The organism is Streptomyces varsoviensis, assembly GCF_000718635.1.
GTDB lineage: Bacteria > Actinomycetota > Actinomycetes > Streptomycetales > Streptomycetaceae > Streptomyces > Streptomyces varsoviensis.
Genome location: NZ_JOBF01000016.1, coordinates 78,822 through 94,412, shown reverse-complemented (window position 1 = coordinate 94,412; position 15,591 = coordinate 78,822). Strand labels below are relative to the sequence as shown.

Here is a 15,591-nt window from a genome sequence, read left to right as displayed (position 1 = left end):
GGGGGAGGTGGTTGCCTCCGTCGCGGCTGTCAGGTCTGTCGGGTCTGTCGGGTCCGTCGCGTCCGTTGTGGCTGTCGGGTCCGTCGTGGTTGTCGCGCGGAGGGAGTCGACTACGTAGTCGACCAGTTGGCCGATCGTCAGCGCGATGATCTCGTCCAGTTCGAGGTCGGCGATGAACGCGGCGAAGTTGACCCGGTCGCCGTAGTGTTCGCGCAGCGCTCCGGAGAGTCCGACCAGGTCGATGCTCTCCAGTTCCAGATCATCATGGAAGGTGGTCTCCCGCGCGATCTCGGCGTCGTCGAGCCCGTACTCCGCCAGCAGCTCACGCAGCATGCCCGCGATATCCGCCAGTACGGAGGCGGGGTCGGGGTCGGGGTCGGCGGCCGGGAGGAGGCCGTCACCGGGGCCCGCCTCGGCTGCCCCGGCAGCCTCGGCCGCCCCGGTAGCGTCCGCCGTCGCGAGCCCCGTAGCGTCAGTGGTCATCGCGTTCTCCTGTCTCCTCTTTCTCCTCTGCCTGCTCTTTCCGCGCTTTCTGTACTGGCTGCTCTGGCCGCTCTGGCTGTTCGTCAGTCGCCGTCCACGCGACGACGTAGCTCCGCGCGGGCAGGCCCGGCGAATTGGCGGTGTCGCACACCCGCACGGCGTACGGAACGCCGCCGGCCACCACGCGCAGCCGGTCGCTGTCCGCCGCCGCCACGCGGTAGTCGGCGGGGCGGCCGCGCAACCCGGTGCCGCGCGCCTTGGCGACGGCCTCCTTCGCCGCCCAGAACCGCGTGAACCACACGGCCGCGCCGTCGCCCCCGGCCCGCGTCAGACCGTCGAGGAGTGCCAACTCCTCGGCGGCGCAGGCTGCTTCGACGGTCGCCCTGGGCCGGTTCGTGACCTCCTCGACGTCGATGCCGCACGGGCCGCGCCGGGCGATGGCGACGCCCGTCTCCGCGCAGTGCGCGATGGAGACGACGACGCCGTCGACCGCCCGTCCGTGCACGCCGTACACGACCGGCCGCCCGGACTCGTCGTTGCGCACGGCGATCTCGGCGGGATAGATCTCGGCGGGGTCTTCCTCGCGCGGCCCCTCCTTCCACAGCAGGCCGCGTACCGCGTCCTTGGCGGCGATCCGTCCGAGCAGCCACTGTCGGCGGCGGACGGGGGAGAGCCGCTCGTACTGGGCGCGTTCGGCGCTGCCGAGCATGTTGCGCATGATCAGTTCGCGGGTGGCGAGGTCCGGCCAGCGCTCGCAGACCTGGGCCCAGCCCTCCGGCCGCAGCGTGGACAGCGTGTTCCGGCCCGGGAACCGGTCCACCGCCCGGATGCCGGGATCGGTGTCGAACCGGCGGTCCGTCCACCCCGTCACCTCGGCCCACACGCGCCCGCCGTGGACCAGTCGCATGTCGGCGGTCAGGGTGTTGCCGGTGACCTCGGTGATACGGATCGCGCACATCAGGCGCGTACCGGGGCGGGGCTCCGGCCCGTAGAAGCGGATGCGGTCCATGCCGACCGGGAGGACGGTGGTGCGCTCGGTGCGCGTCGCCATGATCCAGTAGCCGAGGAGCTGCCCGGCGTTGTCGAGCAGCGCGCCGGGCGCTGCGGGCGCGGTGAGCAGCCCGCGCACGTGCCGGTCGCCGATCGCGGTCAGCTCGGTGACGCCTTGGAAACGCGGGCCGTGGAACATCCACCGCTCGCTGTAGAGCTGCTCGGCGCGCAACTCCGGTACGCGCTCGGTGGCGGCCGGGGTTATGGGCCATGGTGCGGGCGGGTCCGGATGCGCCCCCTGCCTTCCCTCCCCGCCGCCCGCCAGCTCCACGACGGCGCGGGCGAACCCCGTCAGGCCCACTTCCACCCGGTTCGGCGCGGTCCGGCGCACCGTCACCGGTACGTCCACCGACGGAATCGCCTCGATCCACTTGAGCAGCCGCACCTGATGCACCGCGACGGACCGCAGGCCGGGCGCGGCCCGTTCGGCGATATCCATGAGATGGCGGATCACCGTGGTCGCGGGCACCACCGGCCACCGGTCGATGTCATCGGGCCAGCCCGGCCGCTGCCGGAAGAAGCAGTGATCGAGTAGGTAGGGCATTTCCTGCACGTCGATGCGGAGGGTGGCGGGGACGGGAGGAGCGGTGGACGCCGATGCGGGCGTGCGGCTGTCTGTTAGGGCTGTTTGAGGCGACATTCCTTCTTTTACGGGCGTGAGTCCGGCAGCGGCGCGAGGCGGGCGGAAACGGGGCTGAGGCGGCTCGGGGCTCCTTGGGCGGGCGTGGCCTCGCCGGGCGGCGGCTATCAGGTCGGCGGCGGTGGCGGCGGTATCGGCTAGCAGCGCGGAGAACTCGGCGGCTATCGGAAGTCCGGCCCCTACGCGTTCGAGGCGCGCCAGGGGGTTGTTGTCGGGGGCGGGGGTCTCGTCCGTATTGCTGTTGACGGGAGCGTCCGCTCGGGGCGCCTCTGCCGTTGGTCTGGGCGACAGCCCGGTGAGGATGCCCCGGGCCTCGGCGGGCAGGGAGACCGACGCTCCGCCGAGGTTCAGCCGGAAGCCGGGACGAGAGGGGCGGGCGGGACGGCCCGCTGCCGGAGTGGCGGCGGGCGGAGGCCCGTGCGGGGCGAGCAGCGGGCCCACGTCCGGTTCGGCGCCGTACGCCCACAGCGCGGTGGCCACCCGGCGGAGCTGCGCCAGGCTGTCCCGTGTCCCCGCGTGCGCGGAGACGACGAGCCGGTCCCGGCCGGCCAGCGTGTCGTCGATCAGCGAACCGAGCTGGCCCGCGCCGAGCTGGACGAAGGCGCGGAACCCCGCGCCGTGCATGGCGGAGATCAGTTGCCGGAACCGTACGGGCTCCAGCAGGTGGCGTACGAACAACTCCCGCACGGCGTCCGGTTCGTGCGGGTACGGCGCGGCGGTCGTCGCCGACCACACCGGGGTCGTCGGCGGGCGCAGCGTGTACGCCTCCGCGGCGGCGCGGATCGGCGCCAGGTACGGCGCGAGCATCGGCGTGTGGAACCCGGAGCGGAACGGCAGGACCTGGCCGACCACGCCCCGCGCCCGCAGGCGCAGCACGACGGCGGTGACCGCGTCGTGCGGGCCGCAGATCATCGACTGGTTCGGGGCGTTGTCGTGCGAGAGCACCACGTCGTCGCGGCCGGCCAGTTCGGCGCGTACCCGGTCGGCGGGCAGGCCCAGCACGGCGAAGGCCGCGCCCGGCACGCGTAGCGCGTCGGGGTCGAAGCCCGCGAGGAACGCGTCGACCTCGTCCGCCGCGTGCATGCCGCCGCAGGCCATGGCCGTCCACTCGCCGACGCTGTGCCCGGCGACCGCGTCGGGCACGACGCCCAGGCGTCGCAGGGCGGCGTCGAGCACCCGGCCGAGCTGGAACACGGCCGCGCCGTGCCGGCCCACGTCCCCGACCCTCGCCCCGCCGGGCGACCAGTCGAGGCCGAACCGCTCCGCCAGCTCGGCGACGCGCGGCTCGAACTCGGCCTCCAGCCCCGGGAAGACGAACGCCGTACGCCCGCCCGCCGCGCCCAGCAGAGGCGCAGGCGCGAACCACACATCGCTGCGCCCCCGCCAGGGCGTGCCCTGCGCCACGGCCCTGCGCGCCAGCGCGAGCCGGCGCCGCGTCGGGTCGACGACGCCCAGCCGGCACGGCTCGGCCACCCGCGCCCGCTCGTCCAGCCCGGCGGCCAGCACCGCCGAGTCGTCCGCGGCCAGCAGCGCCGCCAGCGCCTCGGGGGAGCCGGCGGCCAGCCGCAGCACCCGTTCCGGCTCGGTCAGGCCGGTCGTGGAGGTCGGGGAGGTCCGGGAGGTCGGGGAGGTGCGGGGGGTGGTGGGCCGCGTACGGGCGCCGGGGCGGGTGCTCGCGCTCGCGCCGGAGCTGGGGCCGGTGCTCGTACGCGCGTCAGGGCCCGTGGCGGTGCGTGGAGCCTCCTCCAGTACGACGTGGGCGTTGATTCCGCCGAAGCCGAAGGCGTTGACGCCCGCGCGGCGCGGGGCGCCGCTCGTGGGAACCTCCCATGGCCGGGCGCGGTCGAGGGGGGTGAAGCGGGTGCGGGCGAGGGCGGGGTGGGGCTCGTCGCAGTGCAGGGTGGGCGGCAGCACGCCGTGGTGCAGGGCGAGGGCCGCCTTGATCAGCCCGGCGACGCCCGCCGCCGGCATGGTGTGGCCGATCATGGACTTCACCGAGCCGATGACGGCGCGGCGCGCACTGCCGCCCGGCCCGCCGAACACCTCGGCCAGCGTGGCGAGTTCGGCCTCGTCCCCCGCCGGGGTCGCGGTGCCGTGCGCCTCCAGCAGCCCCACGGAGTCGGCGGCTCGCGGGTCGAGGCCCGCCGACTCCCACGCCTGGCGGACCGCGCGCACCTGGCCGCCGGAGTCCGGGCTGAACAGGCTCGCCGAGCGGCCGTCCCCGGCCACGCCGGTGCCGGACACCAGGGCGTAGACGCGGTCGCCGGCACGCTCGGCGTCGGCGAGGCGCTTGAGGACCACGACGCCCGTGCCCTCGCCGATCAGCACGCCGTCGGCGGCGCGGTGCAGGGGGCGGCAGCGCTGGCTGCGCGACAACGCGCCGAGCTGGCTGAAGACGCTCCACAGCGTGATGTCGTGGCAGTGGTGCACGCCGCCCGCCAGCACGACATCGCAGCGGCCCGAGCCGAGTTCGCGTACCGCGTGGTCGACGGCGACGAGGGACGACGCGCAGGCCGCGTCGACGGTGTAGGCGGGGCCGCGCAGGTCCAGCCGGTTGGCGAGGCGGGAAGCGGCCAGGTTCGGGACGAGCCCGATGGCGGACTCCGGCTGTTCGGGGCCGAGTTGACCGGCGAAGGCCGCCTGAATGCGCGTCAGTCGCTCTTCGTCGAGTTCGGGCAGCAACTCGCGCAAGGTACGCGTCAGTTGGCGTGTGACGCGCACGCGCTGGTCGAGGCGGGCCAGGCCGGGCGTGAGATAGCCGCCCCGGCCGAGCACGACCCCGACCCGCTGCCGGTCGGCCGGCAGCGCCCCGTATCCGCCCGCGTCCCGCACGGCCCGGTCGGCCACCTCCAGCGCGATGAACTGATCGGGCTCCGCCCCCGCGACCGACGCCGGCATGACGCCGAACCGAGTGAGGTCGTACGCCGCCCCCTCGTCCACGAACCCCCCGCGCCGGCAGTACACGCGATCGGCCCGCCCCGGCCCCTCCGGCACGTAGAACTCCTCGTCCCACCGGCCCGCCGGAACCTCCGTGATCGCGTCCACGCCGCCCACGATGTTCCGCCAGTAGCCGTCCAGGTCCCCGGCGCCCGGGAAGAGCGCCGCCATACCGACGATCGCCACCGGCGGTGTACGAGCCGCGATCGGGGGCTGTCCATGGGGCGGCTCCTCCGTGACCACTGCCCGGGGGGCGTTGGCCGGCGCGGCGCGGTCGCGGTCGGCCTCGGCTCCGCTTACGGGCCTGGCCCCGCTCGCCGTCCCGGCCCCGCTCCCGGGCCCGGCTCCGGTCCCGGCGGTCACCATCCCGACGCCGTGTAGAGGACCGAGTGGAGTGTGGGGGCGCCCCAGGCCAGTTCGCGCAGCAGGCTGAGGGGGCCCTCCTCGGGGTCGATGAGCTTGATGCCGCGGGCGGCGTACGAGCGCGCCAGCTCGGGGGTGACCATGCCGCCGCCGGTCTCCGTGGCGGCCCAGGGGCCCCAGTGCACCGTCAGGCCGCGGCGGTCGGGGGTGGACCAGCGGCGGCCCAGTTCCTCCAGGGCGTCGTTGGCGGCCGCGTAGTCGCACTGGCCGCGGTTGCCGAGGGCGGCGGCGAGGCTGCCGAAGAGGACCGCGAACCGCGGCCCGCCGTCGGGCAGTTCCCCTGCCGCGTCGAGGAGGACGCGCGCGCCGTCCACCTTCGTGGCGAACACGCGCCGGAAGGACTCGGCCGACTTCTCGGCGACGAGGCGGTCCTCGATGACACCCGCCGCGTACACGATCCCGTCGAGCCTGCCGTGCTCGGCGTGGATGTCCTTCACCGCGGCCCGCACCGCCTCCTCGTCCCGTACGTCGACGGCGCGGTAGCCCACCGGGCTGCCGAGTTCCCGCAGGTCGGTGATGGTGGCGCGGACCTCGCGCGCCGCGAGTACGGCCGAGGCCGCCCGTTCGATCCCGGCGGGCGAGCCCGCCCCGGCGGCGATGAGGGCGGCCCGCACCCCGTCCCGTCCGACGGCCCCCGCCGTCACGGCGTCCTCGGCGGCGGTCGGCGCCGGGGTGCGGCCCAGCAGTTCGATCCGGCAGCGGCTCGCCGCGGCGAGGGCCCGGGCGCAGCGGGCCGTGATGCCGCGCGCGCCGCCGGCGAGCAGGACCACCGCCTCGCGGTCGAGCCCGGCGGCGGCCGCCTCCGCGACGCCGTCGCCCGCCGGCCCCGCGCCGGTGGCGGCGAGGGTGCCGAGGCCGGTGGGCACCGGGCGCAGCGCACGCCGCCGGCCTCCGGAGGACAGGACGACGACCGGCTCCCGGCGTTCCGCGACGGTTCCGGCCGTTTCGGAGAAAGTCCCGGAGGCTTCTGCGGCGGGGGCCGCAGCGGCCTCGGTGGCGGCTTCTGTGGCGGGGGCCGCAGCGGCCTCGGTGGCGGCTTTTGTGGCGGGGTCCGTGTCCGGGCCTGTGGTGGCTTCCATGTCCGGGCCCGTGGTGGCTTCCGTGGCGGGCTCCGTGGCGGCCAGTTCCGCTACGACTGCCTCCGCCGCCGCGTCCGTACCGTCGGCCGTCCCCACCTCCACGAGCCGCACGGCGATGTCCTCGTACTCGCGGGCCAGGCTGCGGAAGAAGCCCCGCAGCCCGCGCACCGCGCCCGACTCCCGGCGCTCGACGGCGAGCAGCCGTCGCAGGCCGCCGTCCGCCAGTACCGCTTTGAACAGCGGAAACGCGTCAGGGAGTGAGGTCTCGGGGGCCTCGAAGGCGTGCAGGTACACGGCGGTGCCGCCGCTGATCCGCGCGGGGGGCTGGTCGCCGGGCGCGATCACGGGGTGCGTGCCGAGGGCTCGGAGCCGTTCCGCCAGGAGTTCGGCGAGCGGGCCGCCGCCCAGCAGCGTGACGGTGCCGCCGGGGGCGAGGGGCGCGGCGACCGGCGGCAGGTCGACCTCGGTGAACTCCAGCCGTTGCGGGGGGAGTACGGAGGCTTCCGGGGGTGCTGCGGCGGCGGGCGGCGGCGCGGCGGCTTCTGGCGGCGGCTGCTCCGAAGCCTGTGGGCCGCCGAGCCGGGCTGTGAGCAGCCCGGCTATCGCCGCCGCCGTACGCGCCGAGCTGACCTGGTCCAAGTCCGCACCGTCGCCCAGGGGCAGCCCGAGGCGGGTCGCCAGCTCCCCGGCGATCTCCGTCCTCTTGATGGAGTCGACGCTGAGATCCGCCTCCAGGTCCAGCTCCGGCTCGATCATGTCGACCGGATAACCGGTGCGCTCCGCGACCACCGCCAGTACGGACGCGAGGACGCGCCCCGGGTCGGCAGCGGCTCCTTCCTCGGCCTCGGTGGGCTCGTGTTCGGATACGGGCTGGTCTTCGGATACGGGTGCGGCTTCGGATACGGGCGCGTCTTCGGGCAAGGGCGAGGGCGCGGGGGAGAGTGCGACAGCGGGCGCCGGTGGCGCCCCAGCGGGCTGGGCCGGCTCCGTACCGCCCAGATAGCGCAGCAGTACATCGCGCTGGGCCGCGACCATCTCCCGGCTGCTGCGCAGGAATTCGGCGATCAGGGCGTCCGGGCCGGACGGCGGGGCGCCGGCGCCGTCTTGGGTGGGGTTCTCCGGCACGATCAGCTCCGTGAGGGGGCGGGCGGGTTGGAGGGCGTTGGGCAGGAGAGTGCCGTCGGCGTGGCGGACGAGCTGGCCGTCCACGGTCCACCCGGCGGCGGAGGGCGCGGTGCTCCTCTCCGCGTCCACGGCGTCGCGGCCTTGGAAGAGACGTCCGGTACGTACGTCGATCCCGGCCACGGCCAGTTGGGCGACGGCGGCCAGGAAGCCGTACAGTCCGCCGCGCCGCCCGCCGCCGTCCAGCGCGACGGCGCGGTGCGGGCGGTCGCCGAGCACGGCGGAGACCAGCCGGGTCAGCACCCGCCCGGGCCCCGCTTCCACGAAGACCCGGGCCCCGGCCGCGTACATGGCCTCGATCTGCTCGGCGAACCGGACCGGCGCGCCGATCTGTTCGGCGAGCCCGGCCCGTACGGCGTCCGGGTCGGCCGGGTACGGGGCGGCCGTGCTGTTGGCCCACACCTGAACCGATGGCGCGCGTACGGGCAGGGCCTGGAGCGTGCGGGCGAACGCGTCGCCCGCGCCCGCCATCAGCGGGCTGTGGAACGCGCAGGCCACTTGGAGCCGCTTCGCCGAGAGGCCCGCGTCCCGCAGGTGCCCGATCGCCGCCTCCACGGCCGCCGTCGGTCCGGAAACAGCCGTCTGGCGCGGCGAGTTGCGGTTCGCCGTGACGACCTCGCCCGCGAGTCCGGCGAGCGTCAGCACCTTGTCCACGTCCTCGGCCGCCGCCCTGACGGCCGCCATCGCACCGGGGTCCTTGCCCCGGACCCCGGAGAGGATCGCCTCGGCGCGGGCGGCGCTCGCCGTGAGCAGATCGGCGGGTGCCAGGGCCCCGGCCACCGCGAGGGCGACCAGCTCGCCATAGCTGTGACCTGCGGTCATGTCCGGCCGTACGCCCACGGAGGCAAGGAGTTCGGCGGCGGCGAGCCCGGTGATGCCGAGCGCGGGCTGGGCGACGGCCGTGTCGGTGAGCCGGGCGAGCTGGGCGGCCGCCGTCGCGTCGTCGAAGGCGGTCGGCGGATGGAGCGCCCCCGCCCACCGAGCGCCGAGCCGCAGCCATCCCTGCAACTCGGGGAAGGCCACAAAGAGGTCGGCGAGCATCCCGGGCCGCTGACTGCCCTGCCCGGGGAAGAGCAAGGCCACCTTGCCGTCTCCGATGGCCACTTCAGACGGCCCTTGGGCGCCCACGCCGGCCGGACCGCTGACGCCCCGCCCCCTTGCGCCGGCCGGGTCATTCCCACCCTGGCCCGTCCCTCCCGCCATGAAGAGCCGCCCTGTTGCCGCCCCCTCACCCTCGCTCTCCGTCCCCTCCACCGCCCTGCGCAGCAGCCCCGTCAGCTCCGGCACGCTGTCGGCCAGCAGGGCGATTTTGACGGGCTCGCCCCGCGCGGCGGCGGAATCGCTGCGGCGGGCGGTGCTACGCGCGTAGTCGCGCAATCGCCATGTGGCGCCGCTCTCGACCTGGTCGAGGAGCGTACGGGCGGCCCGGCGGGCGGTGGCGGCGTCCTTGCCGCGGAAGGTGAACAGCTCGGTCGGCCACTGGTCGAGCGCGTGGGCGGCCGGGGCCTGGGCGTACGCGCGTAGAACGACGTGGAAGTTGGTGCCGCCGAAGCCGAAGGCGCTCACCCCCGCGATCCGTTCCGCCGGTTCCGCGGGCCAGGGCTGGGCCGTGGAGTGGAAGACGAACGGGCTGCGGTCGGCGTCCCACGCCGGGTTGGGATCCCGCAGGTGCAGGGTCGGCGGCCGTACGCCGTGGTGGAGCGACAGGGCCGTCTTGATCAGCCCGGCCAGCCCCGCCGCGCACTTGGTGTGGCCGATCTGCGACTTCACCGAGCCGATGGCGCAGCTCCCCGGCGTGGCCCCGGCCGCGGTGAACACCTCGGTGAGGGTGGCCAGTTCGGTGCGGTCGCCGACGACCGTGCCGGTGCCGTGCGCCTCGATGAGGCCGACACGGGCGGGGGAGACGCCGGCGTTGCGGTAGGCGCGGGTGAGGGCGGCGCGCTGCCCTTCGGGGCGGGGCGCGGTCAGGCCGAGGGCGCGGCCGTCGCTGGCGCTGCCGACGCCGTCGATGACGGCGTAGACGCGGTCGCCGTCGCGTTCGGCGTCGGCGAGCCGCTTGAGCACCACGCAGCCGACGCCCTCGCCGAGCGCGATCCCGTCGGCCGACCGGTCGAACGTCGCCGAGCGGCCGGTGGGCGAGAGGGCGTGCACGGAGGAGAAGAGGAGGTAGTCGTTGATGCCGTTGTGCAGGTCGGCGCCGCCGCACAGCACCAGGTCGCTGGTTCCGGCGGTCAGTTCCTTGCACGCGACGTCGACGGCGGTGAGGGAGGAGGCGCAGGCGGCGTCGACGGTGTAGTTGGCGCCGCCGAGGTCGAGGCGGTTGGCGATGCGGCCCGCGATGACGTTGGCGAGCATGCCGGGGAACGAGTCCTCGGTCAGGCGCGGCAGTCGCTCGTCGAGGGCGGCGGGGAGGTCGCCGACGTACGCGGGCAGGACCGTGCGCAGGGTGGTCGCGTTGGCGAGGTCGCTGCCCGCCTCGGCCCCGAACACCACCGACGTACGGGCGTGGTCCCCGCCGGTCCGGCCGGCGTCCGCGAGGGCGCGCCGGGCGGCCTCCAGCGCGAGGAGCTGCACGGGCTCGATGCTGCTCAGGGAGGCGGGCGGGATACCGAAGCGCAGCGGGTCGAACGGGATCTCGGGCAGGAATCCGCCCCACCGCGACGGGGTGCGCTCGCCGTCGCCGTCCGGCGCGTAGTACCGCTCGGGGTCCCAGCGCCCGGCCGGCACCTCGGTCACGCAGTCCTTGCCTGCCAGTACGTTCGCCCAGAACGCGGCCGTGTCGGGGGCGCCTGGGAACATGCAGGCCATGCCGACGACGGCGATGCGCAGCGGTTGGGGCACGGGCCGCCCGGCGGGTTCGGGGATGAGGCCCAGGGCCTCGCGGACCGCCTCGTTCCGGGTCCGCAGCCAGTGGGCGGCCCCTTCGCCCACCGAGTGGTGGAGGGCGGCGACGGTGGTGACCTCGTCGCGCAGCACGCACACCTCGCCGGCCATGAACATGCCCTCGGCGTCCTGGCGCCCCTCATCCACGGGGCGCAGCTCCGCGCCGACGCGCTCGATGCCCTTGCTGGCCAGCCGCAACCGGCCGACGTTGAACTCTTCGAGCCGCGCCCACCGCTCGCGGTCCGGCAGCCCCCGCGCGCCCAGTTCCTCCTTGAGGGCGGCGAAGTCCGCCGTGAACGCGCTGTGCGCGCAGCGGGTGGCGTGCCCCGGCGCGGTCTCCAGCAGGTCGGTCCGCTCGGCGGCGAGGACCCGCCGCTGGAACGGCGGCCGCACGGCCCCGGCCCGTACCGCTTCCTCCGTGAACAGGTACGCCGTACCCATCAGCACCCCGAACGCGACGCCCGCGCGGGTCAGCGGGGCCGCGAGGGCGGCCACCATCGCGGCAGACCGCTCGTCGTGGACGCCGCCCGCGAACAGGACGGTGATGCCGGCGGGGGAGGGGCCAGCGGAATCCTCCGGGCCGGTGGGGGCCGCCCCGCCGCGCGTCGGGCCGGTGGAAGCCGCCCCGCTGCTCGCCCCTTCCGCCAGGAAGTCGAGCAGGACCTCGATCTGGGCCTCCCAGAGCGGAAAGCTGTTGCGCGGGCCGACGTGCCCGCCGCACTCGGCGCCCTCGAAGACGAACCGGCGCGCCCCGGCCGCGAGGAACTGCCGCAGCAGCCCCGGCGACGGTACGTGCAGGAACGCGGCGATGCCCGCCGCCTCCAGATCGGCGGCCTGCGCGGGCCGGCCCCCGGCGATGATCGCGTGCGTCGGCCGCAGCTTCCGTACGACCGCGAGCTGGGCGGCCCGCACCTCCTCGTCGGCGAACCCGAGGATGCCGACGCCCCAGGGCGCGTCGCCGACCGCCTCGCGCGTGCGCTCCAGCATCGCCTTGGTCTGCTCCGCGTCGCTGAGCGCCAGCGCGAGAAACGGCAGCGCGCCGCCTTCGGCGACCGCGACCGCGAACTCGGGACCGTCGCTGACGCGCGTCATAGGCCCCTGGACGATGGGGAGGTGCGTGCCCAACGCCCGGGCGCCGGGGGAGTGGGGGCCGAGCGCTGCGGCGGGCGCGTCGTCCCTGGCCGTGTCGGCGATCGCGGTCATGACGCCGCGTACGGCCTCGGCGACCGTCGGCCGGCTACGGGCGAAGGAGGCGGCGAGGAAGGCGTCCTGGCCGACGGGGAGGAACTGGGTCCGCAGATCGTCCCCGCCGATCGTCCTCTCGAACTCGGCCTTGGAGCCCGGTAGTTGGGGTGCGCCCGGCCCTCTCCGCAACAGGACGCGGGTGCCGTGGTGCAGTACGGTCTCCGAGCCGTCGAGGCCGCTGAGCGCCTCGGTGATCTCCAGCGGCAGCTCCGCCTCGTCCAGCAGGGCGAGTTGCGTGTCGAGGACGACGCCCGCCGCGCCTCCTGTCACGGCAGCGGCGGCGGTACGGGCCCCGATGCCGCCCCAGGCCCACACGGGCACGTCGATACGGGTGGAGCCGAGGAGCTGTTGCAGCAGCACGAACGTGCTCAACTCGCCGACTCTTCCCCCGCACTCGTTGCCGCGGGCGATCAGGCCCCACGCCCCTGCCTCGACGGCTCGTACGGCCTCGGCGAGATCGGTGACCTCGGCCAGGACCCGGCGGCCGGGTAACTCGTCGGGGCGCCGGGCCGGGTCGGCGAGCAGCACGAACTCCGCGCGGTCGGGCAAATCGGCTGCTGATATGGGGCAGTTGGGGCGGACGCGCACGCCGAAGGGGCGTCGGGATGGGGACCAGAGATCGGTGCGGGCGAGGAGTTCGGCGGCCAGTGCGGGGGCGTCGGCGGGCAGTTCGAGTACGCCGAGCGCGCCTGCCGCGCACGCCGCCGCGGTGAGCCGGGGCGACGGCCGGTGGACGGGGTTGACCACGATGACCGGTCCCGGCCGCGAACCGGAAGGCGACCGCGAACCGGAAGGCGACCACGAACCGGAAGGTGACCGCGGCGGCTCGGGGGAGGGGCGCTCCCGCTCGGGCGCGGGCTGAACGGAATCGGGCGTCGCGGAGGGCGCGTTGGACGGTCTTGGACCCGGCATCCTCATGGGTTCTCCCGGCTGCGTGATCGGTCAACCAGCGAGTGGTGCGTAGGGTGCGTAGTAGACGGGACGGTTTTCCGGACGGTCAACTGTCCACTTCCTACAGCTAGTTACTCTCCGTCGTCCGTGTGCGCCGCGCTCGCCGCCGGGCATTTCGCCCCTAGTGGCCCAACGGACCGTGGCTTATCGCGCCCGCCATGCCCGAGTAACGCAATGGAGATGAAATTGTCATGCTCACATAACTGTGTGCCTATCGGCGAGGTCGAGATTGTGGGGCAGATCACACCTGGGTGGCGACGGATTCCGGGCGGACGGTCCGCTCGTGCCAGGGGCGGGGCCGGCTGCGGGGGTGTGGACGGAGGGGTGGAGGGGTGGGCTGGAGGGCGCCCGGGGGGCGCTCCGGAACCTGATACCGGGTCAGTTCGGATCTAGTGGCGGCGGCGGTGCGGAACATGATGGTGCGTCAGTTCAATACCTGGCGCGAGGTCGGCCCTGAACCGTACGCGACCGGCCCGGCGTGGGTACGGTGGCGGCTCGGGGGGGTGTTCAGGGGCCCCGGGGGCGTCGCCGGGGGTACGGGCAGGGGATCGGGATTACGGGGACTGGGGAGGGGCGGTTCGTATGGCTGAGGCAGGCGCGCCGGTGACCGTCGCACTCGTCGACGACCACCCCGTCGTCCTGGCGGGCATCGAGTCCTGGTACGCCGCCTCCGAACGCCCCATCACCGTGGTCGCGAAGGGCCCCGACACCGCGCTCGCCCTGACCGGCCCGGGCAGCGCCGCCGACGTGGTGGTCCTCGACCTCCAGCTCTCGCGCGGCGCGCCGGTCTACCCTGAGCTGAAGCAACTCGTCGCGATGGAGCGGCAAGTCGTCGTCTACACCATGCAGGAGAGCCAGGAAGCCGCCCTGACCTGCCTCGACCTGGGCGCCTTCACCTTTCTCACCAAGGCCGAGGGAGAGAGCCACCTCGTGGCCGCCACGCTCGCCGCCGCCGACTGCCGCCCGTACACGCCCCCGGCCCTCGCCGGAGCCTTCGGCAGCGACGCCCGGCTCGGCCGGCCCTCGCTGGCGCCGCGCGAGGTGGAGGTGCTGCTGGAGTGGTTCCAGTCGGAGTCCAAGGCCATGGTCGGGTTCAGCCTCGGGATCTCGGTGCGTACGGTCAACACCTACCTCGACCGGGTGCGGATCAAGTACGCCAACGCGGGCCGTCCCGCGCCGACCAAGGCGAACCTCGTCGCCCGCGCCATTCAGGACGGCTGGGTCTCGCTCGACGAACTGTGAGCGGGGGAGGCGGGGCGGGGGGCGTGCCGTCCGTACCGTCGCCTGAGCCCGTGGTGGGTTCGCCTCAGCCCGTACCGTCGCCTGAGTCCGTGGCGGGTTCGCCTGAGCCCGTACCGCCCTCGCCGTCGCCCCCGTCACCGGTGGTATCGGCGGTATCGGCGGTGCCGCCCTCACCCCAGTCATCGGTGGTGCCGCCCGGTACGGCGCATGCCGCCTCGACCCACAGCCGGCCCTCGCCGCGCAGCGTCCGCACGTGGATGCCCGGCTCGCCGGAGAGCGGGATGTCCGTACGCGGGGCGTCCGTGACGACGCTGACACGCACCCGCCCGCCGCCGCGTATCACGGTCGCGCGGGCGGTGTGCTCGGCCGTGGTGAGGGCGGTGAGCACGGGTTCGGTCAGCGCGCGCCGCAGCCGGCGCGGCACGGGGGCGGGCGTGCCGCGCACGGCGAGCTGTACGTCCACGCCGTTGCGCTCCGCGACCCCGATGCACGCCCGCAACTCGTGCACCAGCGGATCGGCGGCCTGGTCCCGCTCCGCGAACAGCCGCCGCAGCCGAGCCGCTTCGAAGGCGCAGCGGCGGCGCACCCGGTCGTCCGCCGGGTCCAGCGCCCCGCCCGCCAGCCCGGCCAGCAGCGGCAGCACGGAACGGCGCAGATCCTCGTAGCGCGCCCGCTGGTCCGCGTGGATACGGGCGGACACCTCGGCCTCGGTCCGTACCCGCTCCTGCTCCCGCGCGGTCGCGCTCGCCGCGGCGGCGCACCCCCGCAACAGCCCGGCCATGACCGCGGCGGCCACCTGGAACGCGCAGATGACCATGGCGCTGACCGCCATCCCCGCCGCCGCCTGACGCGACGGCGCGCCCGCCGCCAGCAACTGCGCCAGCGTGAGAACCACGCAGCAGCCGATGAACAGCAGCGTCCACCGCAGCCGCTCGCCGTACAGCAGCAGGACGCCGAACCAGCCGATCTCCAGGAACGACCAGTGCGGAGTGGCGAGAAAGTACGCGGCGGGCAACTGGCTGGTCGCCACCGCAGACGCCGCCAGCGCACAGCCGAGCCCCACGACGGCCCACCGCCGCGAACGGGCCTGCTGTCGGGCCGGGGCCTGCTGTTGGGCCCGGGTCTGTGGCCGGAGCCGGGCCCGCGGCTTGAGCCGCCGCCCGCGCCCCCGCCCCCGCCCCCGCTCCCGCCCCCGGCCCCGCGCGCCGAGCCGTACATCCACGGCCATCACCAGCGTGAGCACCCCGAAGGCCGCGAACTGGAGCCAGGGCTGTCGGTAGTGGCCGAGATTGGCCAGCAGGGCGGGGAGCGCCAGCCCGAAATGCACCGCGCCGAGAATGACCAGCCCCGCCACGCGCAGCCCGCCGCGCATGTCATCGGCGATCCGTTCCGTCAGCGCCTCGGACACCCGGCCTCCCCTCCCGTCCGCCACCGCGGAACCCAGCCGCGGGAATCCGGCCGCGGGACCCAGCCGCG

The 15,591-nt window shown here is 75.0% G+C and carries 4 protein-coding genes and 1 pseudogene; 1 reads left to right on the top strand and 4 read right to left on the bottom strand.

The genetic code is table 11. The features are described 5' to 3' along the window. Nucleotides 1–93 precede the first annotated feature (93 nt). The 3 genes and pseudogenes from IF55_RS40750 to IF55_RS23165 form a co-directional block, all read right to left on the bottom strand. A pseudogene (locus IF55_RS40750) lies at nucleotides 94–333 on the bottom strand (acyl carrier protein); the annotation flags it as partial. A gap of 139 nt (nucleotides 334–472) precedes the next feature. After that, a complete protein-coding gene (locus IF55_RS23170; protein WP_245661360.1) occupies nucleotides 473–5,281 on the bottom strand; it encodes a type I polyketide synthase in 4,809 nt (1,602 codons plus the stop codon). A gap of 188 nt (nucleotides 5,282–5,469) precedes the next feature. Further along, entirely contained in the window at nucleotides 5,470–12,669 is a 7,200-nt protein-coding gene (locus IF55_RS23165; RefSeq protein WP_245661345.1) for a type I polyketide synthase, read from the bottom strand. Between the two features lie 786 nt (nucleotides 12,670–13,455). Between IF55_RS23165 and IF55_RS23160 the strand changes: the two genes are divergently transcribed. Next, entirely contained in the window at nucleotides 13,456–14,115 is a 660-nt protein-coding gene (locus IF55_RS23160) for a DNA-binding response regulator (RefSeq protein ID WP_030884060.1), read from the top strand. A gap of 64 nt (nucleotides 14,116–14,179) precedes the next feature. On the opposite strand, the gene IF55_RS23155 is transcribed toward IF55_RS23160, so the two are convergent. Continuing rightward, nucleotides 14,180–15,523: a hypothetical protein gene (locus tag IF55_RS23155; protein ID WP_048832341.1), complete on the bottom strand. Its 1,344-nt coding sequence runs from the start codon at nucleotides 15,521–15,523 to the stop codon at nucleotides 14,180–14,182. Between the last annotated feature and the right edge of the window lie 68 nt (nucleotides 15,524–15,591).